Source organism: Chloracidobacterium sp. D (assembly GCF_018304685.1).
Taxonomy (GTDB): Bacteria; Acidobacteriota; Blastocatellia; order Chloracidobacteriales; family Chloracidobacteriaceae; genus Chloracidobacterium; species Chloracidobacterium thermophilum.
In genome coordinates this window covers 582,811-606,600 of sequence record NZ_CP072635.1, presented here as the reverse complement: position 1 = coordinate 606,600, position 23,790 = coordinate 582,811, and the positions used below count along the sequence as shown (strand labels likewise).

General features: G+C 62.3%; 20 protein-coding genes. 2 read left to right on the top strand and 18 right to left on the bottom strand.

What is annotated here, in order from left to right:
• Nucleotides 1–79: 79 nt before the first annotated feature.
• The 16 genes from J8C01_RS13685 to hpnJ all read right to left on the bottom strand — a co-directional run bounded on the left by J8C01_RS13685 (nucleotide 80) and on the right by hpnJ (nucleotide 19,646).
• Nucleotides 80–733: a hypothetical protein gene (locus tag J8C01_RS13685; protein WP_211432791.1), complete on the bottom strand. Its 654-nt coding sequence runs from the start codon at nucleotides 731–733 to the stop codon at nucleotides 80–82.
• Nucleotides 720–1,955, bottom strand: coding sequence for a hypothetical protein (locus J8C01_RS13680; protein WP_014100977.1), 1,236 nt, complete (start codon nucleotides 1,953–1,955; stop codon nucleotides 720–722). Before J8C01_RS13680 ends, J8C01_RS13685 begins: the two co-directional genes overlap by 14 nt.
• A complete protein-coding gene (locus tag J8C01_RS13675) occupies nucleotides 1,955–2,620 on the bottom strand; it encodes a c-type cytochrome (protein ID WP_249355498.1) in 666 nt (221 codons plus the stop codon). Before J8C01_RS13675 ends, J8C01_RS13680 begins: the two co-directional genes overlap by 1 nt.
• Nucleotides 2,604–3,152, bottom strand: a complete 549-nt coding sequence (locus J8C01_RS13670) for a DUF3341 domain-containing protein (RefSeq protein ID WP_211432790.1) — start codon at nucleotides 3,150–3,152, stop codon at nucleotides 2,604–2,606. Before J8C01_RS13670 ends, J8C01_RS13675 begins: the two co-directional genes overlap by 17 nt.
• Nucleotides 3,149–4,555, bottom strand: a complete 1,407-nt coding sequence (gene nrfD, locus J8C01_RS13665; protein WP_211432789.1) for an NrfD/PsrC family molybdoenzyme membrane anchor subunit — start codon at nucleotides 4,553–4,555, stop codon at nucleotides 3,149–3,151. Before nrfD ends, J8C01_RS13670 begins: the two co-directional genes overlap by 4 nt.
• 25 nt (nucleotides 4,556–4,580) lie before the next feature.
• Nucleotides 4,581–7,820, bottom strand: a complete 3,240-nt coding sequence (locus J8C01_RS13660) for a TAT-variant-translocated molybdopterin oxidoreductase (protein WP_211432788.1) — start codon at nucleotides 7,818–7,820, stop codon at nucleotides 4,581–4,583.
• 19 nt (nucleotides 7,821–7,839) lie between these two features.
• The gene (locus tag J8C01_RS13655) at nucleotides 7,840–8,484 is read right to left on the bottom strand and encodes a cytochrome c3 family protein (protein WP_014100982.1); all 645 of its coding nucleotides are present in this window, start codon (nucleotides 8,482–8,484) and stop codon (nucleotides 7,840–7,842) included.
• Nucleotides 8,485–8,979: 495 nt separating this feature from the next.
• Nucleotides 8,980–10,128, bottom strand: coding sequence for an N-acetyl-alpha-D-glucosaminyl L-malate synthase BshA (gene bshA, locus J8C01_RS13650; protein ID WP_211432787.1), 1,149 nt, complete (start codon nucleotides 10,126–10,128; stop codon nucleotides 8,980–8,982).
• A gap of 54 nt (nucleotides 10,129–10,182) precedes the next feature.
• Complete coding sequence (locus J8C01_RS13645) at nucleotides 10,183–11,742, bottom strand: transcription antitermination factor NusB (RefSeq protein WP_211432786.1); 1,560 nt, start codon at nucleotides 11,740–11,742, stop codon at nucleotides 10,183–10,185.
• 48 nt (nucleotides 11,743–11,790) lie between these two features.
• Nucleotides 11,791–13,209, bottom strand: coding sequence for a hypothetical protein (locus tag J8C01_RS13640; protein ID WP_211432785.1), 1,419 nt, complete (start codon nucleotides 13,207–13,209; stop codon nucleotides 11,791–11,793).
• A 62-nt stretch (nucleotides 13,210–13,271) separates the two neighbouring features.
• A complete protein-coding gene (locus J8C01_RS13635) occupies nucleotides 13,272–15,050 on the bottom strand; it encodes a GlcG/HbpS family heme-binding protein (RefSeq protein WP_211432784.1) in 1,779 nt (592 codons plus the stop codon).
• Nucleotides 15,051–15,244: 194 nt separating this feature from the next.
• Nucleotides 15,245–16,417: a bacteriohopanetetrol glucosamine biosynthesis glycosyltransferase HpnI gene (gene hpnI, locus J8C01_RS13630; RefSeq protein ID WP_014100987.1), complete on the bottom strand. Its 1,173-nt coding sequence runs from the start codon at nucleotides 16,415–16,417 to the stop codon at nucleotides 15,245–15,247.
• 75 nt (nucleotides 16,418–16,492) lie between these two features.
• A complete protein-coding gene (locus J8C01_RS13625; RefSeq protein WP_014100988.1) occupies nucleotides 16,493–16,873 on the bottom strand; it encodes an EamA family transporter in 381 nt (126 codons plus the stop codon).
• A complete protein-coding gene (locus tag J8C01_RS13620) occupies nucleotides 16,870–17,286 on the bottom strand; it encodes an EamA family transporter (RefSeq protein WP_014100989.1) in 417 nt (138 codons plus the stop codon). The genes J8C01_RS13625 and J8C01_RS13620 overlap by 4 nt, the downstream gene beginning before the upstream one ends.
• Entirely contained in the window at nucleotides 17,283–18,152 is an 870-nt protein-coding gene (gene hpnK, locus J8C01_RS13615; protein ID WP_249355497.1) for a hopanoid biosynthesis-associated protein HpnK, read from the bottom strand. Before hpnK ends, J8C01_RS13620 begins: the two co-directional genes overlap by 4 nt.
• Nucleotides 18,153–18,179: 27 nt before the next feature.
• Nucleotides 18,180–19,646 carry a hopanoid biosynthesis associated radical SAM protein HpnJ gene (hpnJ, locus tag J8C01_RS13610; protein WP_249355496.1) on the bottom strand — a complete coding sequence of 489 codons (1,467 nt, stop codon included), beginning with the start codon at nucleotides 19,644–19,646 and terminating at the stop codon, nucleotides 18,180–18,182.
• Between the two features lie 122 nt (nucleotides 19,647–19,768).
• On the opposite strand from hpnJ, the gene J8C01_RS13605 reads away from it, so the two are divergent.
• A complete protein-coding gene (locus J8C01_RS13605; protein WP_211432783.1) occupies nucleotides 19,769–20,392 on the top strand; it encodes a hypothetical protein in 624 nt (207 codons plus the stop codon).
• 35 nt (nucleotides 20,393–20,427) lie between these two features.
• On the opposite strand, the gene hpnH is transcribed toward J8C01_RS13605, so the two are convergent.
• On the bottom strand, nucleotides 20,428–21,438 hold the full coding sequence (gene hpnH / locus J8C01_RS13600; RefSeq protein WP_211432782.1) for an adenosyl-hopene transferase HpnH: 1,011 nt from the start codon (nucleotides 21,436–21,438) through the stop codon (nucleotides 20,428–20,430).
• 326 nt (nucleotides 21,439–21,764) lie between these two features.
• Here hpnH and J8C01_RS13595 point away from each other — a divergent pair, with 326 nt between their 5' ends.
• On the top strand, nucleotides 21,765–23,276 hold the full coding sequence (locus tag J8C01_RS13595; protein WP_249355495.1) for an aldehyde dehydrogenase family protein: 1,512 nt from the start codon (nucleotides 21,765–21,767) through the stop codon (nucleotides 23,274–23,276).
• 56 nt (nucleotides 23,277–23,332) lie between these two features.
• Here J8C01_RS13595 and J8C01_RS13590 read toward each other — a convergent pair whose 3' ends face one another.
• A complete protein-coding gene (locus J8C01_RS13590; protein WP_211432781.1) occupies nucleotides 23,333–23,752 on the bottom strand; it encodes a DUF2237 family protein in 420 nt (139 codons plus the stop codon).
• Nucleotides 23,753–23,790: the final 38 nt, after the last annotated feature.

The following is a 23,790-nucleotide window of genomic DNA, read 5'->3' as shown; positions in this document are numbered from 1 at the left end:
AAAACCACTCAATCCTTTGAAAAAACCCGCCGCGCCATACCCAGCTCCGGCCAGACCCGATCACCCCGGCCAGGTAGCGTCAGTGGGGTCCCCCGTGGGAGACATCTGTCTTACCGGGTGCGGCCGGTGGCCCGACCGTGGGGGCCGTTGTGGGCGGCACTGCCGGTGCTGTTGGCGTTGCAGCCGCCGCCGTCGCCGGGCGCGGCAGTGGCCGCCCGGAGTTGGAATCGCCCGAATGCCGCAGTACTTCTTCCTTGTCGAACAGCGGCATCCCCGTTCCGCCCGGACGATGAACACCCGTGGGCGCATTGAACGGCTGAACCCGGTTGCTGCTGGGCAGACCGCGTTCGAGCGTCAGCTTCATGGCCCGTTCAATGGGGATGTGAACGATGCCTTTTTCCTTCGAGACCCAGCCATAGCTTTTCAGGTGGGCTTCTTCCTTGGCGCGCCAAATCCGCATGTCAGCTTCCGGCGATTCCTGAAGCGGCGGTTCGTGATCGTTGATTACCCGTGGCTCCGTTTTGGGGCGTTCCGTCTTTGGCTGGACAACGCGGTGGCCGCGCTCATCCAGGTAGCTGTAGAGCACATTGATGACCACAGCGCAGCAGATCGTGAAGACCAGGACAGCAATGCCGACGCCGAACACCGCCTTGATGTTGGCGTCGCTTTGCTCAAAACCGACGCCGTTGGGTAACTCGTGGTGATTGGATTTGTCGGGCTTAGTGTCCGCCATGGGCAAACGCCTCCTTCATGTTCGGATCGTGCCGGGGAATGAGCGGCCGCTGTTGCAGGTTGCGCAGGTAGAACCACACCCAGATGCCGCCGATGGCCAGCGGGGTAACAATGTCCATCCAGGTCAGGCTGAAGTGCGACAGATGCTCGACGGCGTGGAATCCATGTCCGGCGTCATACGTCGGCTTGATCCACCAGAACAGGTCCACCATCCGCATGAAGATGATGAAGGCCCCGACGTAGATGAGCGGTTTGCCGGGGTCTTTGACCTGCCGCTGCAACAGGACGGCAAAGGGCAGCATGAAGTGGCCGACCAGCAGGCTGGCTGCCACATAGCCCCAGCCGCCGTTGAGCCGGTTCAGATACCAGGGCGTTTCTTCCGGCAGGTTGCCGGAGTAGGTGATGAGAAACTGGGACAGCGAGGTGTACGTCCACAGCATTGTGAATGCCAGCATGAGGTTGCCGAAGTCGCGGAAGTGCTTGGAGGCAATCAGCCCCTTGAACGGAGGCATATCCGACATCAGGGCCACCAGGGCCACCGTGAAGCAGATGGCGGAAAGCAGATTGCCCACCATATTGATGAGCGGATACATCGAGGAGAACCAGTACGGTTCGAGCGACATCAGCCAGTCAATGTTGGAAAACGTCATGGTGATGGCCATCACCAGCAGCCCCGGGCCGCTCAGGTTGCGCAGTTTCTGGGCCAGTTTCTTGTCGCCGCTCTGGTCCTGCTCCAGCGACCAGCGGCTCAGGAAGTACGCCCAGACGATCCACACCGTGAAGTAAAACGCCAGACGCCCCAGGAAAAACGGTACGTTGAGGTAGGTGGCTTTCTGGTGCAGGTGGTGATCGGCTTCCACGCGGGCGGTGTCCGTCCAGATGTAAAGTTTGTTGAGGAGCACCCCGGCAAGAATCGGCAGGAAAAACAGAGCCATCAGCCACATGTTGCGGACGGCGGCTTCCATCGTGCGCCGCCCCAGAATGCCCCAGCCGCCGCCCGTCAGGTACTGAATCATCAGGAGAACCATCGCCCCCAGCGTCACCCCATTCCAGAAGGTGAAGGCAAAAAGGTAGGCGTGCAGGAACTGCCGGAAGTCAAGAACTGCCGCCACAATAGCGAGCACGGCACCAAGGATGCCGATGATGAGCGCCGGCATCTGGAGCTGCCTGACAACCGCCGGCACGGGGGCGTCCCACTGCACTTGCGTCGCGTCGTAGCTCATCAGTGCGTTCCTCCCGAATGTGAGGCCGAAGGTGAAGCGGCCGGTTTGGAGGCCGCCGGAGGGGTCGGCTGGGCGTCGAGCTGCTGCCGCTGGTCGGCCGGTACGTCTTCAAGGCGGGCATTCTGGCTCAACTGCAGGGCCCGGACGTACGCCACGATGGCCCACCGGTCGGAAACCGGAATCTGATGGGCATGGCCCGGCATGGCGCCATAGCCGTTGGTGATGACGGAAAAGTAGTAACCCACTGATTTTTCACGGGTTTCCGGGTCGTGAAGCGATGGCGGCGGAGAAAACCCGCGCTGGACGATCATGCCGTTCCCGTAACCCGAAAACCCGTGGCACATCGTGCAGTAGATGGTGAACCGTTCCTGCCCCCGCCTGAGAACTTCTTCGGTGATGGGGAAGGGAAAGGTCGTCACGTAGTCGCCGTTTTCCTTGCGCCCCAGAAACACTTCCGGGTCATCGCGCAGAAAGCCGCGGGCAACCGTCCCGGCCACCAGCGGCCGCGCCGAAGCCCGGTCGTTGAACGTTTCACTCCGCTCCAGGGGGTCATAGCGTGGCTGGTAGCTCATCTTCTGCTTGCAGCCAGCGCCGCCGGCCAGAAGCGTTGCCACGATGCCGGCCCAGACGAGGCGCTGCACAGGGCCACTAGTCGTCTTCAACATCGTGAATCTCCATTGGCTTCAGACCTTCGAGAAACCGGTGGACGGCATCGAGGTCAAACTTTGGATCGGCCGACTCAATGCAGAGGAAAAACCGGCTCTGCGTGGCCTGGGAAAAACTTGGCACGTTGAACAGCGGATGATGCGGCCGGGGCAGCCCGTTGAGCGCCAGCATCGCCAGCACGCCGGTAAATGCTGCGAACGCCACCGTGCACTCGAAGGTGATGGGGATGAACATCGGCCAGGCATAGAGCGGCCGGCCGGCAATGTTCATCGGGTAGTGCACCAGGTTGGCGTACGCCTGCATGCCAAATCCGACACACGCCCCGGTCAGCCCCGCGAAAAAGACAATCTTTGAAATGGGGTTTTTGTGGTCGTGCATCGCCTCGGCCAGTTCCTCGATAGGGAAGGGCGAATAGGCGTCATACTTGCGATAGCCAGCGTCATACGTGGCGCGGGCCGCGGCAACCAGCGCCGCCGGCGACTCGAACTCGGCCAACACCCCGTAGTAACGCGGTCGGTTGCTTGGCTTCATGATTTCGCCGCTCCTTTCTCCGGCACGCCCGTAGCGCCCGGCAGAAGCATCTGCATTTCAGACATCGAAATCATCGGCAGCAGGCGGATGAACAGGAACAGCAGCGTCAGGAAGAAGCCCATCGTGCCGATGTACAGCGTCCAGTCCCAAAATGTCCCGGCGTAGGTTCCCCAGCCGGAGGGCAGGAAGGTCCGGTGGAGGCTGACGACGATGATGACGTACCGCTCCAGCCACATGCCGACGCTGACGAACATCGAAATCGCAAACAGCCACCAGGCATTGCGTCGAATCCGCTTCGACCACAGGAACTGCGGCGCAATGATGTTGCACACGATAAGCCCCACATACAGCGCCCAGTAGGGGCCGAAGACGCGGTTGTGCACCATGAACTGCTCGTACTCGTTGGCGCTGTACCAGCCGTAGAACAGTTCCATGATGTAGGCGTAGCCCACCATGTTCCCCGTCACCAGTGTAATCAGCCCCATGTTTTCAAGGTGCTTGTCGGTGATGAAATCTTCCAGCCCATAGACCCAGCGCACTGGGATGGCCAGCGTGAGCACCATGGCAAACCCGGCATAGATGGCGCCGGCGACGAAGTAGGGCGGGAAAAACGTCGCGTGCCATCCGGGAATGATGGATACTGCGAAGTCAAAGCTGACGATGGTGTGTACCGACAGCACCAGCGGCGTCGAAAGACCGGCCAGCAGCAGGTAGATGGATTCGTACCGGTGCCAGTGGCGGGCCGAGCCGCGCCAGCCCAGCGAGAAGAAGCCATAGACGGTTTTGGCAAACCAGCTCCGCGCCCGGTCGCGCATCGTGGCCAGGTCGGGAATCAGACCGACGTACCAGAACACGAGCGACACGCTGGCATAGGTCGAGACGGCGAACACGTCCCATTCGAGCGGGCTGCGAAACTGCGGGAAGTACATCCCCATCGTGTTCGGATAGGGAAAGAGAAAGTAGGCGTACCACGGCCGCCCCAGGTGCAGCACCGGAAACAGTGCCGCACAGGCTACGGCAAACAGCGTCATGGCTTCGGCAAAACGGTTGATCGAGGTGCGCCATTTCTGGTGCAGCAGCAGCAGGATGGCCGAGATGAGCGTTCCGGCGTGCCCGATACCGATCCACCAGACAAAGTTGATGATGTCAAACCCCCAGCCGACCCGGTTGTTGATGCCCCAGACGCCGACGCCTTTGTAGAGGAGGTAGCTGATCGAGCCGAGCATCATCATGAAAATCATGAAGGCAATGCCAAAACCGACCAGCCAGCCGAAGGTCGTTCCCCGCAGCAGGACGATGGCGCTGATCTTTTCGTTGATGCTGGCGTAGGTATGCCCCGGCCCGATGATGGGCAGGCGACTCGTGGGCGACTGAGAGTGTTCAAACGTGTTCGACTCGGACATAGGTCAAGGTCGCTCCTGTGCTTTCTCAGTGACCGGGCGCGTGACTTCCGGTGGGCTTGTCCGGCGTGCCGCTGCCGTGGGGTTCCGCGGCGTTGCCGCTGTGGTGTCCGCCGGAATGACCGCCGCCGTGACCGGTCGCCTGCTTGCGGGAAGGCGTCAGGTCGGGATGGACGTTGCGCACTTTCGCCAGGTAGGAAGTCCGCGGACGGACATTGAGTTCGGCCAGCAGCCCGTAGTTCGTCGGCTCCCGGCGCAACTGGGCAATCTGGCTGTCTGGATCGTTGATGTCACCGAAGATGAGGGCCTGCGTCGGACAGGCGGCCTGGCAGGCGGTGATGACTTCGCCATCCAGGATGCGCCGGTCTTCTTTTTCGGCCTCGATGCGCGCGGCATTGATGCGCTGGATGCAGTAGGTGCATTTTTCCATCACGCCGCGCGTCCGCACGGTCACATCCGGGTTGCGCCCCAGCTTCAGTACCGGCGTGTCATAGTCGGAGTAGTGCAGGAAGTTGAACCGGCGCACCTTGTAGGGGCAGTTGTTGGCGCAGTATTTCGTCCCAACGCAGCGGTTGTAGGTCATCTCGTTGATGCCTTCCGGGCTGTGGGTCGTTGCGGCCACCGGACAGACCAGCTCGCACGGTGCCATTTCGCAGTGCTGGCACATGACGGGTTGCAGGTGCAGGGCGAGGTTGGGGTCGTTCGGGTCGCCGGCATAGTACTGGTCAATCCGAATCCAGTGCATTTCGCGCTCGCGCAGCACTTCGGCCTTGCCCACGATGGGGATGTTGTTTTCAGCCGTGCAGGCCACAACACACGCCTGGCAGCCGGTGCACACGTTCATGTCCACGACCATGCCCCAGGCATAGCCCTTGGTGTAGTCGTCGGGCGGCTCGAACAGCGTCAATTTGCGGGCTTTCGGGTCATCGAACTCGGTACGCGCAAACTGCGGGTCGGAGAGGTATTCCGTCAGGGTGGCTTCCCGGACGAGTTGCCGGCGCTCAAAGGCCCCGGCGGCTTCGATTTCCCAGTGCATCTGGGTGCAGGCCAGGCGGGCGGTTTCGCCGGTTTTGGCGACCTTGGCCCCGCTGGCAGCCCACAGGTGGTCTGCTGCCCGCAGGACATTGGCATTGAAACCAGCGCCGTTGCCGACACTGCCAGCGCGCTCCCGCCCGTAGCCCAGGTGGAGCGTCAGCGTGTCGTCCGGGTGGCCGGGGACAATGAGTGCCGCGCCGCGTACCCGCCGCCCGCCGACTTCCACTTCGACAACCGCATAGGGGTCGGTGTCGTGCGTCCGTACAACACCCAGTTTGGCTCCGGTGCGGGGCGAGACAATGACGGCGTTGTCCCAGGTGAGTTTCGTGCGTGGTTTCGGTGTTTCCTGCAACCAGCCGTTGTTGGCAAAGCGTCCGTCGTAAATCATCGGGTCGGGGCGGAAAACCACTTCCAACCCGTCACCGGCTGGTTTGGGAAGCGTGGCGAGCACCTGGGAGGCGACACCGGTCAGTGTGACCTCGATGGGCGTAAAGGCCGAGCCGTCCAGGTAGCCGTCATGCAGTGTGCGTCGCCATTGCTTCTCGAAGTCGTCTTGCAGTCCGACAGCATTGCGTCCCACGCGCACCGGGCCAGTGGCATTCGGCGTGAAGGCTTTGCCGGACTTCAACTGCGCCAGGTTGCGCTGCCAGAAGTGGCGGACGATTTCATCGCTGTTCTGGTTGAACTCATCCAGAAAGGCCGCCAGAAGTTCCAGCGGTGATTTGGTTTCCCGGTAAAGCGGCGCAATGAGCGGCTGCTGCACGGAAACCGTGCCGTCGTGGGCGCGGGCATCACCCCAGCATTCGAGGAAGTGCGAGGCCGGGATGTGCCAATGGCAGCGGGCTGAGGTTTCGTCGAAGTAGAGACTGAGGTGGGCGGCCAGTTTGACCTTCTGCAACCCGCCGGCAAAGTCCACGTCCGCCGCCGCCGTATAGGCCGGGTTGCCTTCCAGGATGATGAGGGTTTCGACCGCGCCGGCATGCATGTCTGTCACGAGCTGCCGGAACTCAGCTTCCTGATCGGTCGGCGCGATTTCGGGCGAGTCGGTGTAAAACAGGGTTTTTCCGACGTTGCCCAGCCTGGCGTTGATGGCGTGGGCGAGGAAGTGCAGGGCCGCTGGCTGGTAGTCCCCGACGAGAAACAGGCTCTTGCCAGCGTGGGCCTGCAGGTCTTTGACGAGCGTTTCGACGAACTTCGCATGGGCTGCCGGCGGCTGCGCCGGGCGTCCGGTGTCAATTCCCAGCCCGACGGCGACAGCATTGGCAATTTCGATGAGTTCACTGGGGCGCACCGCAATCCGGTGGTCGGCCACGGTCCCGGTGGACGTGAGCGTGCACTCCACCATGTACAGCCGCGACATCTGTTTGGTCGTGTCCTGGCCGAAGCGGGCGCGACGCCGGCGGCTGAAATCCTGGGCATAGCGCACGTGGCCGGGGCCGGCCGCCAGGAAGTCGGCATCGAAGGCCGCCACCACATCGGCGGCCTCGAAGCGGTACTGCGTCGCCACAGCGCGTCCAAAGGCCAGCCTGGCCCCGGCGCGCACCTGGTCGCGGCCGCATGGCTCGTACTGCACCCATTTCGCTTTTGGAAAGGCAGCCAGAATGCGCTGAAGCTGGAAGCCAAGCGTCGGTGAGGTGACGGTTTCCGTCAGAATCCGCAGTCCGGCGCCCTGGTCAGCCCGGTGCTGGTCAAGCATCTTGCGCAGGTCGCGCAGAAACATGTCATAGGGCCGCGCATCGCCATAGTAGCGGGTGGTCTGGGAGCGGTCCGGGTCGTAGAGGGTCAGGATGGCCGCCTGGGTGAAGGCATCCGTCGCCCCCAGGCTGGCCGGGTGATCGGGGTTGCCTTCGATTTTGGTCGGGCGGCCCATGTGGCTTTCGACGAGTACGCCCGTCACCTGCCCGCCCATGCTGAAGGTCGAGGCGTAGAACAGCGGCTTGCCCGGAACAATCTCCTCCGGCGCTTTGACGTAGGGCACGATTTTGCCGTCGTCCGGGTAGGCACTGCAGGCGGTGAGTCCGGCCAGCCCGAAGGAGGCGCCCATGATTTTGAGGAAGTGCCGCCGGTCAAGGGCATCGCCGAGCAGTGACGCCTGGCGCGGAAAGGCCTCGGCGAGCGCCGCCTGCGCTTCCGGGTCGGCGAGCAGCCGTTCGATGCCGCGCCAGTGAGCCGGTTCCGGCTGGCGGGCGTTCGGCGGGGAAGGGACGGAGGAAGGTACAGAATGATCGGTCATGGCGTCGCGCTTCAGTGGTTCAGTGGTGACAGGTCGAGCAACTCGTGAGCTTCCGAGCCGGTTCGATGTTGTATTCCTTGACGAGACGCGCTCCCAAACTGGCTTGCGTTTCGCCAATGTCCTCTGGCTTCCACGTCATATTGAAGACCTGGTCGCGCGGCCGGATGTGCTGTGCCGGATTCCGGTGGCAGTTCAGGCACCATTCCATCGTGTGGGGTTGGTCCTTGTAGATGAGTTGCATTTGGTCCACCCGCCCATGGCAGGACACACACCCGATGCCTTTCTGCACATGGACGCCATGGTTGAAATAGACGTAATCGCCGAGGTTATGGACGCGGTTCCACTCCAGGGCCTGCCCGGATTTCCAACTGGCACGGACGGGTTCAAGCATCGGCGCCCCAAACCAGATTTGCTGGTGGCAGTTCATGCAGGTCGAAATCGGGGGCACGTTGGCAAAGGACGAGTGTTCGACCGAGGTGTGGCAGTAGCGGCACTCGATCCCAAGCCCGGCGACGTGGTGCTGGTGGCTGAACTGCACCGGCTGGGGCAGGGCAATCCCCACGTTGGTGACGTTCGACGAGCGGTTGATTTCAAGCAGCAGCCACGCACTGAACCCGATGATGAACACGGCCCCGAAAATGGACACCTTCGCAACCGTGTTCATACTGCGATGGAAATGTTGAGCCATAATCAAACCCCTCTGTTGCGCGCCACTCCCCGCCCGGCTGAAAACCAGGTGCTAGCCAGAGCACTGCCCGTCCATCCGGCAGGGGACGGGCGCGATGGGGAGGCAGGACACAGCTTTCCGATCTGGGACGTCGTCACTGTTGTTCAGGGTAGCCATCGAGTCGCCTCATCCCGCAGGTGCCTGGACGCAACAGTAGGTGGGGGGACAGCAACGGGAAGGATACTCGAAACGTCGTTATCAAGCGTCTGGTTTCGTACGCTGGACAGCCGCGGCAGATGAACCGGGGAGGTGGCTCGCACTACCGCCGAAGCCTCGGGCTTCGTGTGCTGCCGTACGAAGTGCCGCTAATCTAGCGTGTTTTTCCGAACATTCCAAGCCCTTTTCGCATGTTTTTTCACAAAACGGGGCCGCTGCCCGGGACCTGTGCCTGGAACCTGGCGGTGGCGGGCGGATGCGCCGGGCGGTGCCGGTTCAGCCACGCCGGGCGCGGAACTGCTCGATGACCCGCCGGTAGTAGGCTTCGTAGCGGGTCACGATGTCGTTGGCGTTGAAGTTTTCCACGGCAACACGCCGGCAGGCCTGACGCATGCGGTGGTGCAGGTCGGCGTCGGTCAGCAGCCGCTGCGCGTGGTCGGCCATGGCCTGGATGTCGCCGACTTCGGCCAGAAAGCCGGTTTCGCCGGGCGTGACAAGTTCCGGCAACCCCCCTGTGCAACTCGCAATCACCGGCACTTCACAGGCCATGGCTTCGAGCGCCGCCAGCCCGAAGGATTCCGACTCGGAAGGCAGGAGCAGTACATCGGCCAGCGACAGGTAGGCGGGAATGTCCGGCTGCTTGCCGACGAAGTGAACCCGGTTGGCAATGCCTTTCTGCCGGGCGAGCCACTGCGCCTGGGCGCGCTCCGGGCCGTCGCCGACCATGATCAACTGTACGGGGAGGTGGCGGCTGAGCCGCGCAGCAATACGAATGCAGTCGGTTGTACGTTTGACGGCGCGGAAGTTGGAGACGTGAACCAGGATGGGTTCGTCGGGTTTGGCAAAGGTGGCGCGGAGCGCCGGATTTTCCCGCCGCCGGTAAACCTGGCTGTTGATGAAGTTGGGAATGACCTCGATGGGCGTGTCGGTACAGATGTCGAATTCGCGGCAGGTCTCGGCGCGCAGGTACTCCGAAACGGAGGTCACCCCGTCGCTTTGCCGGATGGCAAAGCGCGTGATGGGCAGGTAGGAGCGGTCGGTTCCCACCAGCGTGATGTCCGTGCCGTGAAGCGTGGTGATGAAGGGCACCGGGCGGGTGTCCTTGAGCATTTCCCGCGCCAGGAAGGCACTGACCGAATGTGGAATGGCGTAGTGGACGTGCAGCAGGTCGAGTTCGTATTCGAGCGCCACTTCGGCCATGCGTACCGCCAGAGCCAGGGCGTAAGGCGCGGTGTCAAACAGGGCATAGTTGGTGGCTTCGACCTCGTGGAAGTGCATGTGGTCCGGCATGCGGCTGAGGCGCAGGGGCAGCGTGGCGCAGATGAAATGCACCTCGTGGCCGCGGGCGGCCAGTTCGAGACCGAGTTCGGAAGCGACAATGCCGCTTCCGCCATAGGACGAATAGCACGTGATACCGATTTTCACGGCGGGTGGGTTCCTCTCCAGAAGCTTCTCCGGGTGGCTTCTCAGGCGTCTGCCTTAGTCCGGGCCGTGGCGACGCAGCCGCGCCGCGAAAAAGCCATCCGTCCCGTCCTGGTCGGGCCACAGCCGCAGGAAGCCTTCGCTGGTCAGCGCGTCACCGGCATCAGGTGGGGGGACAACCTCAAAGTTGCGGTGGTGTTTGAGAAAAATCCGTATGACCTCTTCCCCTTCGCGGGCTTCAAGGGAGCAGACCGCGTAGAGCAGAAAGCCGCCGGGCTTGACGGCCTGGGCAGCGTTCCAGAGCAGCCGGGTTTGAATCCCGGCCAGCTCGGACAGTTTGCGCGGCGTCAGCCGCCACTTGATTTCCGGGTGGCGGCGCAGCGTCCCGGTGCCGGAACAGGGGGCATCGAGCAGCACGGCATCGAAGGAATCCGGGAAGAGTGAAAAGGGCAGTTTTTTGCGGGAGCGGCGGTGGTCGGCCGGGGAGATCAGATGCGTCGAGGTGGCGTCGGCGACGTAGCACCGGGCGATGCGGACGCCCAGCCGGGCCAGGTTCTGCTCCATGGCGGCGACCCGGTGCGGATGGACATCCAGCGCCGTAATCGTGCCTTCGTTCTGCATCAGGGCTGCAAGCTGGGCCGTTTTGCCGCCCGGCGCGGCGCACATATCGAGCACCCGCTGTCCCGGCTGGACGCCCAGCCAGCGGGCGACCTGCTGCGAGCCGGCGTCCTGCACGTAAATCTTGCCGCTTGTCAGAAAGGGACCCAGAGCAGAGAGGTCGCCTTCGACCATACAGGTTTCCGGCAGCCCGGCGAAAGGTTGGAGTGTGAACCCGGCAGCGGTCAGTTCCTGCCAGGTGACTGGCGGGTCCTGGCGGAGCGGATTGAGCCAGATAAAGGTCGGCGCTGGCAGGTTGTTGGTGGCCGCAATGCAGGTGGCGCGGGTCTCTCCCAAGGCGCGCGCCCAGTGGCTCAGCAGCCAGGCCGGATGGGACAGCTCGGCTTCCCGGTCGGTGATGGTGGCCGGTGCAGGACGGTCCGGTGGCGGCGGAGGCGGCGCCTTGCGGCGGGTCCGTTTGGCCGGAACCGGCGGCGGCGGCGGTTTTTTCAGAATCCTTCGGACCGGAGCCAGCTTGTTCTCGTCCAGACCGCGCTGCCGCAGGATTTCACGCAGGATGGCGTTGACAAACCCGGCCGCATGGCTGCTTTCGGACGACTGTTTGACGAGTTCCACCGCGTCGTGGACGACCGCAAAGGGCGGCGTGCGCGTCAGGAAGGTGATTTGGTACAGCCCCATGCGCAGGGCGGTTCGTACGGCCGGATCGAGGGTGTTCAGTTCCCGTCCAGTGTGTTTCCTTAGCTCGGCGTCAAGCTTGCCGCGCCAGCGCAGCGTGCCCAGCACGATGTCTGTCGCCAGGCGGCGGTCGGCGGCCAGTTGTTCCGGGTCGCCGTAAGGGGACAGCCGGGCGAAGGCCGCATCAAGGGCTTCATTGGACCAGGCTTCATCGGTCTCGACGCGCATCAGCGCCAGAAAGGCCGCCCGGCGCGCCCGGCTGATCTCCCGTGGCAGCGCAGGTGGTGTCGCAGTTGGTGGTGAGACATCGGATGTTTCTGGCATGGGATACAGGCGGAGTGCAGGCGTCTCCCGTGGGTGACAGGCGCCAGCTTACTTGCTTTCTGACGCTGCCGGACGGCGCAGCTTGTGGCTTTCCGGTTTGGTCTTGCTCACGGTTGACGGATGGCAGCTATCGCAGCTTCCCAAGTTGAACACCGCAATGAAGTTGTGCTGTGCCGGCGCAAAGCCGGGCAGGGGAGCCAGGCGCTGCACCCGTTCCTTGGTGTCCTTGTCGTTGATTTTCTCGATGCGCTCGAAGCCATGGCAACCGGCGCAGGACTGGTTGGCCGGATAGGTCGGGTTGCGCCGGAAGGTGGTCTGCACCAGCCAGTCCCATTCGAGTTTTTCTTTGGCAAACTCTTCCTTGCTTTTTTTGCCGCGTTTCGGACGGGCGTCCCGGAGTTCCTTCGTGAGCGTCAGCAGATTGCCGTGGCAACTCCGGCAGGAAAGAGCCGTTTGCCGGCTGGCGGCGTCGGGGTGCGTCATGGCCGCCAGGGGCGTCGCCTTGCCGAGTTTGTTGAGAAACTCGATGGTCTCAAACGGTTTGCCGGGATTCCACTGCCGGTTGAACACGGCATGGTGGCTGCCGTGCTGAAACTCTGACGTGATAGCCGTATAGCGCGGCGCACGGAGCAGACGGCGGTCGGGCTGGCGCTCCAGTGGATGGCACCCGGCACAGTTGGTTGCATACGGCTCGGCGGCATCCCGGCCGGTAAGTGTCTTGGCGTTCTCGATGTGACACACGAAACATTCGCGGTGTTCGGGGCGCGACACATAGATGTTGCGCCGCGCCGCTTCCGGTGTACCGGTTGGCATCAGCGGTGTGGCCTGCACCTGATGGCAGCTTTCACAGCTTTCCTTGGCATGGGCCGAAATGGCGTGGGAGTACAGTGCCCCGAACTGGGTTTGCCGCGCCGGATTGGGGAACGGGTGGATGTCTTTGGCCGTCTGACCAACCGGAGGCCCGTTATGACAGACCGCGCACATCACCTGGAGTTTGGCCATACGCGCGCGGTTGCCAGGCGTCACCATAAAACTGTGGCAGGCAGTACAGGCGGAGTGTTTGACCGGGGCCTGCCGTCCGGCGTACTTCTGCAGGTAGGCCGGCGTTTCAAGCGGGTATTGCCCAAATCCGTCGGCGCGGACTTCTTCCGGCCGCACGAGGTGGCAGTAGTTGCAGTCAAGCTGAATGGTGGGCTTGCCGCCGTTGAAGCGGATGAGTTCCTTGTCCACGATGGCCACGTCGCCCGTCGGGTGCTGGTCATGCCGGAACGCCCCTTCCGGTAGGTTGTCTTCCGGCGCGGGAGGGTAAATCGTCCCGGTCGGCGCTGGCGCGGAAGTGCCCGTCGCCGACCCGGCAGGTGCCTGGGCCGGCGACAGCTTGCCTGGTGACTGGGCCAGGCTGAACCAGCCACTCCCTATGAGAGCAAGCCACAGGATGACCAGTTTGAAGTGTGTTGTCCTGACCACGTCCCACCTTACCTTGTTCACCTTGCTTTGCCGGCCCGCCTGGGTTCGCTCGCCGCCAGCCTTCACAGATTGGGATTGGGCGGGAATTTGACGAACGCCAGGCGGACGCCACGGACGAACACCTGGTCACTCCGTATGTTGGCCGGAGATTCAAAGCCGGCCGAGCCGAACGAGGCAATGATGTCATCCTGGTCAATCCCATCGCCGCTGATACCGATGGCCCCAACCAGGACGCCGTTTTTGTAGAGCGGCACCCCACCGGCAAAAATCTGAAGTCCGTTGCGGATATTTGCCGGTGGGCGCCGGATGACCGGTACGCTGCCGGGGTTGGAATAATTGGTAAGAATATCGGCCAGCGTACCGGCAATAAGATCAAGCTGGAGGCCCGTATTGAACGGACTCCACACGTTGGTACTGGTAAACAGCCGGCTTCCGGTGGAGAACGGCCCCGGCGCATTGGGCACACATGGCCCGGAGCCGGTGCAGTCAATCCCATCCGGGAAAAACGGACGATGAATATCGCCCAGACCCCGGCAACTGAAGGCAATTGCGCCGTTGAGCTGAATGCCATCGGCTGCGGCGCGACTGACGTAGCTGCCCAGCCCGGCCGCGGTGAGAATGGCACCGGCATTGGGATTGCTCATAAAGGCAGCCGAGCGGGCCTTCTGCACACAGACATCCAATCCGAAAACCGGGGCGTCGGGGGTCCCACGCAGTCCGAGCAGGTTGCCGTTGGCATCCACGACGGCCACGTTGACTTCGGCAAAGTTGTTGAGGGGAAGGCGAATCCCGGCGCGGGTGGCGTACGCCTGCTGGATGGCTTGGGACAGTATTCGCTCCACTTCGGCCACCGAAAGCTGGGCGCTGGGCGTGATGTTGGCCAGCGGCGTAAAGATACGTACCGGCCGCCCACCGAGTGTGCCGCAGATAAACTGGCTGCCGGGGCCCAGGAACGGCACGCCGGCTCTGGGAGTGGCCTGAGTGCCAAAGGCCGGAATGACCATGAAACTTCCCTGGGTGGCGAGGTTGACCAGTGGTTCGGCGACAGGCGGTGGGGCATTGACGAACCGCAGGGCGACACCATCCACCAGAATCTGATTGCCCCGGATACCGGCTGGCGCTTCAAAACCCCGTGAGCCAGCGACGGCGATGATTTCCTCCGGCGACTGGTCATTGTCGGTCGGGTCAGGGTCGAGGCTATAGTTGCCGTCAAGTTCCACTCCGATGCCGCCTACCGGTGAGTCGCCGATGTAAAGCGGCACGCCGCCGGCATCGGCCGACAGCCCCAGCGGCAGCCGGGGGTTGATGTCACTGAAGAGCAGACTCGAAAACTGGACGCCAAACAGCGGCCCGCCCCGCGTAAAGGACACTCCCGGCGGAAAGTGCTCCTGGACAATAAAGCTCGCCGTCCGTGGGGTGAACGCATTGCCGGTTGTAGCAAAGAACGAGCAGGTGCCGGCTTTGGAAATGGCCGCCAGTTCGCTGGGGATCGGCCGTCCACCCAGTGGACCGCCCGAAATGAACGTGTTGGGATTGGCACCGGTCATGCGGAACACCGCCAGGACATTGGCTTCCCGGTCAGTCACGGCAATGGTGGCGCGCAGGTTCAGGGCGGCAGCACGGGTGACAGCCTGGGTGATGATCTGGGTGACATCACTGACGGACAGGGCGCGTTCGTTTGGGTTTGGGCACAACGGCTTGTTGAGCGCCTGAGTTTGGGGAGGCGGGGTCAGAACAGCGTTACTGCCGGAGATGTTCCGTGAACCGCAGGCCGAAAGCAGTGGAATACCTGTAATGAGCAACCCCAAAATCAGGTGTGGAAGTGAACGCAGGCAACGCATGGACATCTCCTTGTGGAAGCCAAAGAGGAACCCGTCTGCAAGGTGTGTATCCGTCGGGTCCGTTGTGTATGTGGCGGCTATCGCGCAGGTGAAGTGGCCCGAAAGTGTCCGCAAACATACCAAAACGCTTTGAGATTACAACCTGAAAAGCAAGCCGTGGCGCTGTTCCCGGAAGTTGGATGGGGGATGGCTGGCTAGTGACGCTCCGGCAGGGGATAGGGAAGCAGCCGTCCGTCGCCAGTCAGACGGTACATCTGCCCGCGCCAGGTGACGGTTCGCCCGCCAAAGCCGCCCATCCAGATGGCCATCTGGAGAAGGTCCCGCAGCGGAAGCCAGCCAAGGCGGCGGATTGTCTCGCGGTCTCCCAGAATGTTTGCCATCTGCCACGCCGCCAGAAACCGCAGGGTCAGGGCAACCAGAAAGAGGTGCCAGGCAAGCGGGACGGCGGGGAATGCCGCGACGAGCAGCGCCCCTAGCCAGAAGGTATGCGTAATGAACATTCCGGTGTAACCGCCGGGGCGGGCCGTCCGAATGGTGCGTGCCCAGCGCAGTTGATGACTGAGAAAGTCGCGCCAGGTCATGCGTGGCACAACCGTTTCCACGACACAGGAAGACAGACACACTTCGTAGCCAGCCCGGTGGGCGAGATGTCCGAGCAGGTAGTCATCGCCCAGATGGTCGGCCAGGCGGGACAGCCCGCCAAAATCCGCGATGACCGCCTTGCGGGTGGCAATCGTGGCGCCAAGGGCAAAGCTCATCCCTTCAGTCAGGCAGGCTGCCAGCACCCCGGCTATGAAGTCCGTGCTGATGCCCAGACATTCAAGATGGGCGGTCAGTCCGCCGTTTGCCGTTCCCCGGTAGGGACAGGTCACGACCCCCACCTGTGGATGTTGCAACGGGCGGACGACGGTGCGCAGGTAGTTAGGCGGAACACGAATGTCGGCGTCGCTCAGCACGACGGTTTCGTACTGTGCTGCATTGAAGGCATGGGCCAGGTTGGCGACTTTGGGGTTGATGCCCAGCGGCGGCGGCTGAAAAACGCAGGTGGTACGCACACCAGGATAGGTTTGGCGCAGGCGCTCGATGACGGCAACAGCGGCGTCTTCCGGGTCGTGGAGGGCAAAGACAATCTCATAGTGCGGGTAATCCTGGCGGAAAAAGGTTTCCAGGCAGGCTTCGAGGTCGTCATCGGCGCCACGGATGGGCTTGAGGACGCTGACCGGAGGGGTGAAGCTGGTGAGGCTGCGCTGTTCCCGGAAGCGGAGACGCCGGAACCAGAGCGTGCCCAGCAGAACGACGAACTGGTAAGCGCTCGATGCCACCACGAGTAACGCCAGACCGGCAAACAACCAGGGAGCGGCATGCATGGGACTAGTCTCCAGTCTCCGTGGCAGGGGATGAAATGAGAAGACCGTCAGCCACCATGGCGATGCAGTGAGGGTTCAGAAAAACAACAGGTAAGCGCCGCCGGTGACGAGCAGCGTCCCGATCCAGCGGGTGGGGCTGACCCGTTCCTTGAGAAGGAACTGAGCGCCCAAGGTATTGAGGACAAAGCTCAGCGCCGTTGCCGGCTCCACCAGGCTCACCGGTGCAACGGAAAGGGCCGCCAGAAGCGAAGCAAACGCGCCGGCCATACAGGCCACACCAAGGTAAAACCCCGGTGCGCCGAGCGTACGTCCGGCAAGCCGCAGGGCATCACGCCAGGTACGAAGCTCGTCCTTGCCGACCTGCTTCATAGTCCGGCTCAGGATGAGATCGCCCACTGTGCCGAACACGACGATGCCGGCAATCAGGGCAATGACAACAGAGACCGAGGCCGTCATGACGCTGCCTCCAGATGTGATGTCTGCCGGTCGGCTTCGGCGCTGCGCGTCACCAGATACACCCCGGTGGCAATGGCAACAATGCCTGTCCAGCGCAGCGCCGAGACGGTTTCTCCGAGCAGCAGCGCACCCAGCAGCGCCGTAATGACGTAGCCCAGCGACGTGACCGGCAGGACATAACTCAGATCGAGCTTGGAGAGCAGCGTCAAAAACAGGATGAAGAACGCGATGAGCAGAGCCAGTCCGCCCAGAAAGGTCACGTCGGTGGCGAGGGTCAGAAGCACGGCACCCACGTCATAGGCTGCCAGGTGGGCTTCGAGGGTTGGGGCCAGACGCTTCATCGCCAGCGTCAGCAGAACATTGCCCAGCGAATTGACGATGACCGAAGCCGCCACAAAAGGATGGAGTTTCATGACAAGTCTGCGTAGGTCACAGGCTGGATGTGCCGTTGCCGGAGGCGGGCTTTGACCTGCGGACTCAACAGCGCCGCCAGTTCGGCGGGACCCTGGGCGTTGTGTGCCGGCAACATAGGCGATGCGACCTCCGGGTGGCAATACACTTCCTGGGGGGCGGCGCTCAGGCGGTCGAGCAGCGCCAGCCAGTAGTCTTCCGTGAAGCGCCCGGTCTCGTAGAGTCCGTGAACTTCGTCCACAGCACGCAGGTGGTGCCGCCGCAGGTGTCTGATGGCCAGCGCGGAAAGCCAGCCAAACACCAGCCGGTGTCCGACCTTGACGGGCCACCCCTGCCGCCGGATGGCCAGGTTGCGCCAGAGCCGCTCCCGTGGCAGGCGGACAAACCGGATGCCAAACGCGGCCGCACAGGCGGCAACAACGGGAAAAACCGCCGGATGCAGGTGAAAGTGCAGGTGGCCGTCCACATGGGAGCAGGGCAACCCCGTGGCCAGAAAACGCTCGAATTGGGCGCGGATTTCCCGGCGCAACTCCGCCCGGCAGCGTGGATCGAAAAAGTACCGTACTCCGGCAACGACCGGATTGGAAGCAAACTGCCGCTGGCCGTCAACGAGGTGTGGAATTTCCGTGGGGGGCAGGACGGATTTGCCGCACACCAGCGTCAGGTGCAGTCCGACGCTCAGGCGGGGACGGGCTTTGGCCAGCGCCACGGCCTCGTCGCAGGCATCGCCCCCGACCATGAGACTGCAACTCGTCAGGATGCCTTCGTCATGGGCCGTGACCACGGCCTGGTTGACCGTGGAGGAAACCCCGAAGTCGTCGGCATTGATGATGAGCTTGATGGACATCGCCCGCAAAGTGCCCGGCACAGGAAGCGCGTACCGGAAGTGGCGGTGCTACACCCCCTTGTGAGTCCCGGCCGTTTCCACCTGGCTGCGGTAATACGCCTGCCGCTTGGAGCGCAGCCGCAGAAAATCACGCGCTTCCCTGTAGAGGCGTTTCCGTTCCTGCCCGTCAAAGATGGCTTTCCCGACAATCCGGGCGATGATTCTGGGCCGGAAGTAGTAGCCGTCATAGAAGTCTTCGACGGCCTTCATAATCTGGCCCTTGGTCAGTCCGGGATATTCGATGTGCGGAAGCTGATGGCCTTCTTCGTCCGTCATCGCCCCTTCCGTCAGCCAGCCCTGCTCCACGAGATAGTCGTAGAGTTCCGTCCCCGGGTAGGCGTGGGCAATCGAAACCTGGATGGTCTCGCAGTCGAGTTCCTTGGCGAAGCGGATGGTTTTCTCGATGGTCTGGGGCGTCTCGCCGGGCAGACCCAGGATGAAATCGCCGTGAACGACCAGACCGAGCTTTTTGCAGTGCTTCATAAACTGCCGCGCCATGTCGGTCGTTGCGCCTTTCTTGATGTTTTTCAGGATTTGGTCGTCGCCGGACTCAAACCCGACAATCAGCAGGCGGCAACCGGCTTCCTTCATCGCTTTCAGGGCGTCGTAGGTTGTGGTGACGCGCGCCGTGCAGGACCAGGTTTTTTTGAGCGGCTTGAGTTTTTCGCAGACTTCAATGGTACGTGAAGGCTGGTAGGAAAATGTGTCGTCGTCGAAGAAGATTTCCTTCAGTTTGGGGAACAGTTCCCAGGCGTGGGCAAATTCATTCGCTACGTCTTGGGCTGACCGCTTGCGCCAGGGGTGCCCGGAAATCGTCTGCGGCCACATGCAGAAGGTACAGAGGGCCGGGCAGCCACGGGTGGAGTAAAACGCCACGTAGGGGTGCAGCAGAAACGGCACGTTGTATTTTGTGTAATCCAGGTCGCGGGCATAGACTTCGGTTGCCCAGGGCAGGGCGTCGAGGTCGTGGATGGGCGGCCGGTCGGGGGTGCAGATAAAGCGTCCGTTGGCGTCAAGGTAGGCAATGCCTTCAATGTCGGCAAGCGGCTTGCCCATGGCAAACTCCGTCACGCTGTAGTCAAATTCCTTGCGGGTGACGAAATCAATCGCCCCGTCGGCCAGCCGCAGCGTCTCTTCCGCCCGGACGGTCACGTGTGGGCCGACGAAAGCAATCTTGACGTGCGGGTTCTGCTCCTTGAGCATCCGCGCCAGTTTGAGGTCGTTATGCAGTCCGGGTGCGCTCGTAAACAGCACGATGAATTCGTAATCCTGAGCAATCTTCAGGGTTTCCTGGAGGCTGATGCCATGAGGTGGGGCATCGAGCAGCCGCGCGCCGGGAATCATGCCGGCCGGGTAGGCCAGCCACACCGGATACCAGTAGGACGCAATTTCGCGCGTCGCCGGCCAGCGCGAACTGGCTCCGCCATCAAAGCCTTCGAAGGAAGGTGGATTGAGCAGCAAGGTTTTCATCGGCATAGTGTGTTTATGTTCTCCGTGATCCCGTGGGGAGGGCGCACTGCCTCCGCCCGGAGGTTGATTTCAAGGCTGTCCGTTGCCAGACGGTTGGTTCCCCGGCCCGAAGGAGGGCGGCGGGTTTCATGAGCGGACCGGTATTTCGTCGCAACTTGGTCGCCGTCGTGCTGGGGTTGCTGCTGATCGGGCTGCCCGGCCCGGCCGGGGCGGATGATCTGGCCCCCTCGGAACTGGTCGAACGCATGCGGGCCGCGTTTGAGCGCGTGCAGGACTACACCTGTCGTCTGATTGAGCGGAACTTCAGACGGCCCGATGAATTTTCCGAAAGCGACTATGCGTTCAAGAAGCCGCATTTCATTAAGCTGGTGGGACGTGTCGGCCGGTCGAAGGGAGCGGTTGTCGTCCTGGGCCGGGACGGCAAAACCAGCCTGCGCAAAAATGGCTTTCCCATTCCAACCTTCCTGGTACGAGAGGAGTTGCGCGATTTTGCCCGCAGTGACTTTGGCAGCCTGATCGAAGAGATCGAGCAGATGTTGCAGGCTGGCGCGGAAGCCGCTGTGACGCTCCGGGGCGACGCCTACCTGCTGCGGCTGGCGCAGGGCAATCGGGTGCGTCTTTACGTGGTGGATGCCCAGGTCAACCTGCCCATCGAGTTGCTCGAAACCGTGGACGGCCAACGGGTCAGTCTGACCGAATGGCGTGATCTGCGGCTTGATGTCGGTTTGACTGAGGCTGCTTTTCAGCCGTGACTGGCGGCCTGGTGCTTGCCCGTCCTGCGCCGTGTTCATACGCCCATCCCTAGCGACCAGGCGGCGAGTTGCAGCTTGCCGCGCAGGGTTTTCATGGCTTCTTCGACGGCGCTGTGTTCCGAGCCGCTGTGCATCTTGCAGTTGACACAGCGCGGGTCCTGGCGGCTTTCCCAGTAGTTCCAGTCAACCGTGTTCCAGAAGGTCTCAAAGTCCTGAAAATAGCCTTCGCCCTCGATGAGGTAGCAGGGCGCTTTCCAGCCCTTCGGCGTGTAGTTGACCGTGGACCACGGCGCGCAGGGAAGCTCAATGAGGCCGGCAGCGAAGTCCAGAAACTTGGGCGTGGCGTTGATCCTGTATTTCTTCGCAAAGGCGCGGATGGCCCGGAATTTTTCGTGCGTCTGTTCGCGGTTGAGAAAAATGTCGTTTTTGACGCTCTGGTACTCGTAGCCCGGAGAAATCAAAATCCCGTTCGCGCCGAGTTCATCCACGAGTTGGCAAAGCTGCTCGACTTCCTCGATCCTGGTTTCGCGGAAGACCGTTGTGTTCAGATAGACGTTGTAGCCGAGTTTTTTGGCTTTTCGGATGGCATCAATGGCCTTGTCAAACACCCCGGCGCGGTTGGTGACGTAATCGTGGGTTTCGCGCATGCCATCGAGATGAATCATCAGCAGCAGCCGGTGGGTGGGCGGCACGACGCCGAAGAGTTTTTCTTCGAGCTTGAGCGCATTGGTGCAGAAGATCACGTGCTTGTCGCGGGCAAACAGCCCTTCGAGCAGTTCTTTGAGTTCCGGGTACAGGCATGGCTCGCCGCCACAGATGTTGACAATAGGCGCGCCACAGGCGTCCACGGCGGCAAAGCATTTTTCCGGTGGCAACCGGTCGGAGAGTTTGCCGGTGTAACGCTCGGTTGAGCAGCCCAGGCAGGCAAGGTTGCAGGTGTAGAGCGGTTCAAGCATGAGCACGGTCGGGTAACGTTTCCGACCAAGGCGTTCCATTCTGGCGCGGTGGCGCGCTTGTGCAAGCGTGAACTGGAGGGGGAAGCGCATGATGTTTGGGTCTCGGCGTAGGCGACTTGGGAAAACTCCGGTGGTGCCGGTGATTGTCCTTGCACTTGGCGTTTTCAAGGTTGCCGTTGGTATCACATCTGACAGTCAGCAACAATGACGGCTTCCGTTGCTGAGCCTCGCAGGTTTCCGGCGTCCGGTGTTGCGCGGAACATGTTTCCGGACCAGCGAAAGCGGCAATGCCGTGGGGATGACCCAACGGGTGCCCTGACAAGGAAACAGACAGGGCGCTGGCCCTTGTTTTGGAACGAAGGTGTGCCTAACGTAAGCCCCAGTGTTCACCCTGGCGAAAGGACGTACCAACCTCCATGTCTGCTCCACACACCGCACCCGATACCCCGGCGACCGGGGACCTGCCGACCTACCAGATGCTCATTGACGGACAGCTCGTTGGGGCTGAAAACGGGCGTGTTTTTCACACGGTTTCGCCGGCCGATGGGACGCCGCTGGCGGCCGTTCCCCATGCTTCAGTCGCCGACGCCGAGCGGGCGGTACAGGCGGCGCGTGCAGCCTTTGAACTGGGCACCTGGCGCAATGCCGACGGCTCGATGCGGGCGAAGATTCTGAACCGGCTGGCTGACCTCATCGAAGCCAATCTCGATGTTCTGGCGCAGCTTGAAGCTATGGATCAGGGCAAGCCGGTTGGCTATGCCCGCGCCTTTGAAATCCCGGTGGTGGTGGACACGTTCCGGCACTTTGCCGGCTGGGCTGACAAAATCTACGGCGAAACCATCCCGGTGCCGGCATCGGGATTGGATTTTACGTTGCGGGAGCCGGTGGGCGTGTGTGTAGGGTTTGCGCCCAACAACTATCCGCTGGTGTTGGCGGCGTTCAAAATCGCTCCGGCACTGGCGGCTGGCAACAGTGTGGTGCTTAAGCCATCGCCGGCAACGCCGCTCACGGCGCTGAAACTGGGCGAGTTGTGTGTGTCCGCCGGACTGCCCGATGGGGTGCTCAATATCGTCACCGAACCGGGGCATGAAGTGGCGGCTTACCTGCTTGAACATCCTGAAGTGGATTTGGTGTCGCTGACCGGTGGGACGGAAACCGGCAAGCTGGTGAGCCGGGCCGCGGCCGGGACGCTCAAACGGGTGCTGCTCGAACTCGGCGGCAAGTCGCCGTTCATCATCTGTGCCGACGCCGACATGGAGCTGGCCGTGACGGGCGCGCTGATGGGGACGTTTTACAACTCCGGCCAGACCTGTACGGCGAGCACGCGGATTTTTGTCCACCGCGCCGTGTATGAGGAATTTCTGGAGCGCTTTGCCGCGGAAGCTGACCGGCTCGTAGTGGGTCCACCGCTCGATGAGGCGACCAACAACGGCCCGCTCGTGACCCGCAGCCAGTACGAGAAGGTACTGGGTTACGTCGAGTTGGGACGGGCTGAGGGCGCGCGGCTCATCACGGGCGGCACGCATCCGGCCGGGCTGCCGGAAGCCGGCAACTATCTGCGTCCCACCATCTTTGCCGACGCGCACAATCGCATGCGCATTGCGCAGGAGGAAATCTTTGGGCCTGTGGCGTCGGTCATTCCTTTCGAGGATGAAGACGAGGTGATTGCCCAGGCCAACGATTCGGTTTATGGGCTGGCGGCTTCCGTCTGGACGCGCGACATCAAGCGCGGTCTCAGCATGATGAAAGCCCTGCGTGCCGGGCAGGTATGGATCAACAACCACAACATCTTTTTCCCGCACGCGCCCTTTGGCGGCTACAAGCAAAGCGGCAATGCCCGTGAGGGAGGCGCGGAGGCGCTGCGCCACTACACGCAGGTCAAAAATGTCTATGTCGAACTGGGCGATTTGTTGATGAGTCCGTTCTGAGGTTGGGAAACACAACTGCCCGGGCGCGATGTTCCGTCGTGCCTGGGCAGTTTGATTTATTCGTCTTCCGGCAGGACAATTTCGTCCACGTCGCTGAACGGCTCCGGCAGAGCATGACGTTTGAGGTCTTCGAGCGAAACGACTTCAAGTGCCTTTTCGTGGGTGGCTTCGAGGATGACAGGTGGCGCGACGCCAGCTTCAAGGGCTTCTTTCCAGCGGGAAACGCAAAGGCACCACTGGTCGCCGGGTTTGAGTCCGGGAAAGCGGAACCACGGGGCCGGGGTTGACAGGTCATTGCCCCGCGATTTGGTGAAGGCCAGAAACTCGGCCGTCATCCGGGCGCAGACGACGTGGGTACCGATGTCATCGGGGCCGGTTTCGCACTTGCCCGTCCGGTAAAAGCCGGTCATCGGGGAGGTGCAGCAGGTTTCGAGCGGGCCGCCAAGGACGTTGCGGGGTGTCTTGGTCTGGGACATAGGCGTGACCTTGAGTTGAATACTGGAATGATGCTTTT

What these genes read in the sequence shown, in the direction of transcription:
- J8C01_RS13685 (WP_211432791.1), bottom strand. Translation starts at nt 733, where the DNA reads ATGGCGGACACTAAGCCCGACAAATCCAATCACCACGAGTTACCCAAC.
- nrfD (WP_211432789.1), bottom strand. Translation starts at nt 4,555, where the DNA reads ATGTCCGAGTCGAACACGTTTGAACACTCTCAGTCGCCCACGAGTCGC.
- J8C01_RS13595 (WP_249355495.1), top strand. Translation starts at nt 21,765, where the DNA reads ATGTCTGCTCCACACACCGCACCCGATACCCCGGCGACCGGGGACCTG.
- hpnI (WP_014100987.1), bottom strand. Translation starts at nt 16,417, where the DNA reads ATGCATGCCGCTCCCTGGTTGTTTGCCGGTCTGGCGTTACTCGTGGTG.
- J8C01_RS13680 (WP_014100977.1), bottom strand. Translation starts at nt 1,955, where the DNA reads ATGAGCTACGACGCGACGCAAGTGCAGTGGGACGCCCCCGTGCCGGCG.
- J8C01_RS13670 (WP_211432790.1), bottom strand. Translation starts at nt 3,152, where the DNA reads ATGAAGCCAAGCAACCGACCGCGTTACTACGGGGTGTTGGCCGAGTTC.
- J8C01_RS13620 (WP_014100989.1), bottom strand. Translation starts at nt 17,286, where the DNA reads ATGAAACTCCATCCTTTTGTGGCGGCTTCGGTCATCGTCAATTCGCTG.
- J8C01_RS13675 (WP_249355498.1), bottom strand. Translation starts at nt 2,620, where the DNA reads ATGTTGAAGACGACTAGTGGCCCTGTGCAGCGCCTCGTCTGGGCCGGC.
- hpnH (WP_211432782.1), bottom strand. Translation starts at nt 21,438, where the DNA reads ATGCGCTTCCCCCTCCAGTTCACGCTTGCACAAGCGCGCCACCGCGCC.
- J8C01_RS13645 (WP_211432786.1), bottom strand. Translation starts at nt 11,742, where the DNA reads ATGCCAGAAACATCCGATGTCTCACCACCAACTGCGACACCACCTGCG.
- J8C01_RS13635 (WP_211432784.1), bottom strand. Translation starts at nt 15,050, where the DNA reads ATGCGTTGCCTGCGTTCACTTCCACACCTGATTTTGGGGTTGCTCATT.
- J8C01_RS13590 (WP_211432781.1), bottom strand. Translation starts at nt 23,752, where the DNA reads ATGTCCCAGACCAAGACACCCCGCAACGTCCTTGGCGGCCCGCTCGAA.
- J8C01_RS13605 (WP_211432783.1), top strand. Translation starts at nt 19,769, where the DNA reads ATGAGCGGACCGGTATTTCGTCGCAACTTGGTCGCCGTCGTGCTGGGG.
- J8C01_RS13660 (WP_211432788.1), bottom strand. Translation starts at nt 7,820, where the DNA reads ATGACCGATCATTCTGTACCTTCCTCCGTCCCTTCCCCGCCGAACGCC.
- hpnJ (WP_249355496.1), bottom strand. Translation starts at nt 19,646, where the DNA reads ATGCCGATGAAAACCTTGCTGCTCAATCCACCTTCCTTCGAAGGCTTT.
- J8C01_RS13655 (WP_014100982.1), bottom strand. Translation starts at nt 8,484, where the DNA reads ATGAACACGGTTGCGAAGGTGTCCATTTTCGGGGCCGTGTTCATCATC.
- J8C01_RS13625 (WP_014100988.1), bottom strand. Translation starts at nt 16,873, where the DNA reads ATGACGGCCTCGGTCTCTGTTGTCATTGCCCTGATTGCCGGCATCGTC.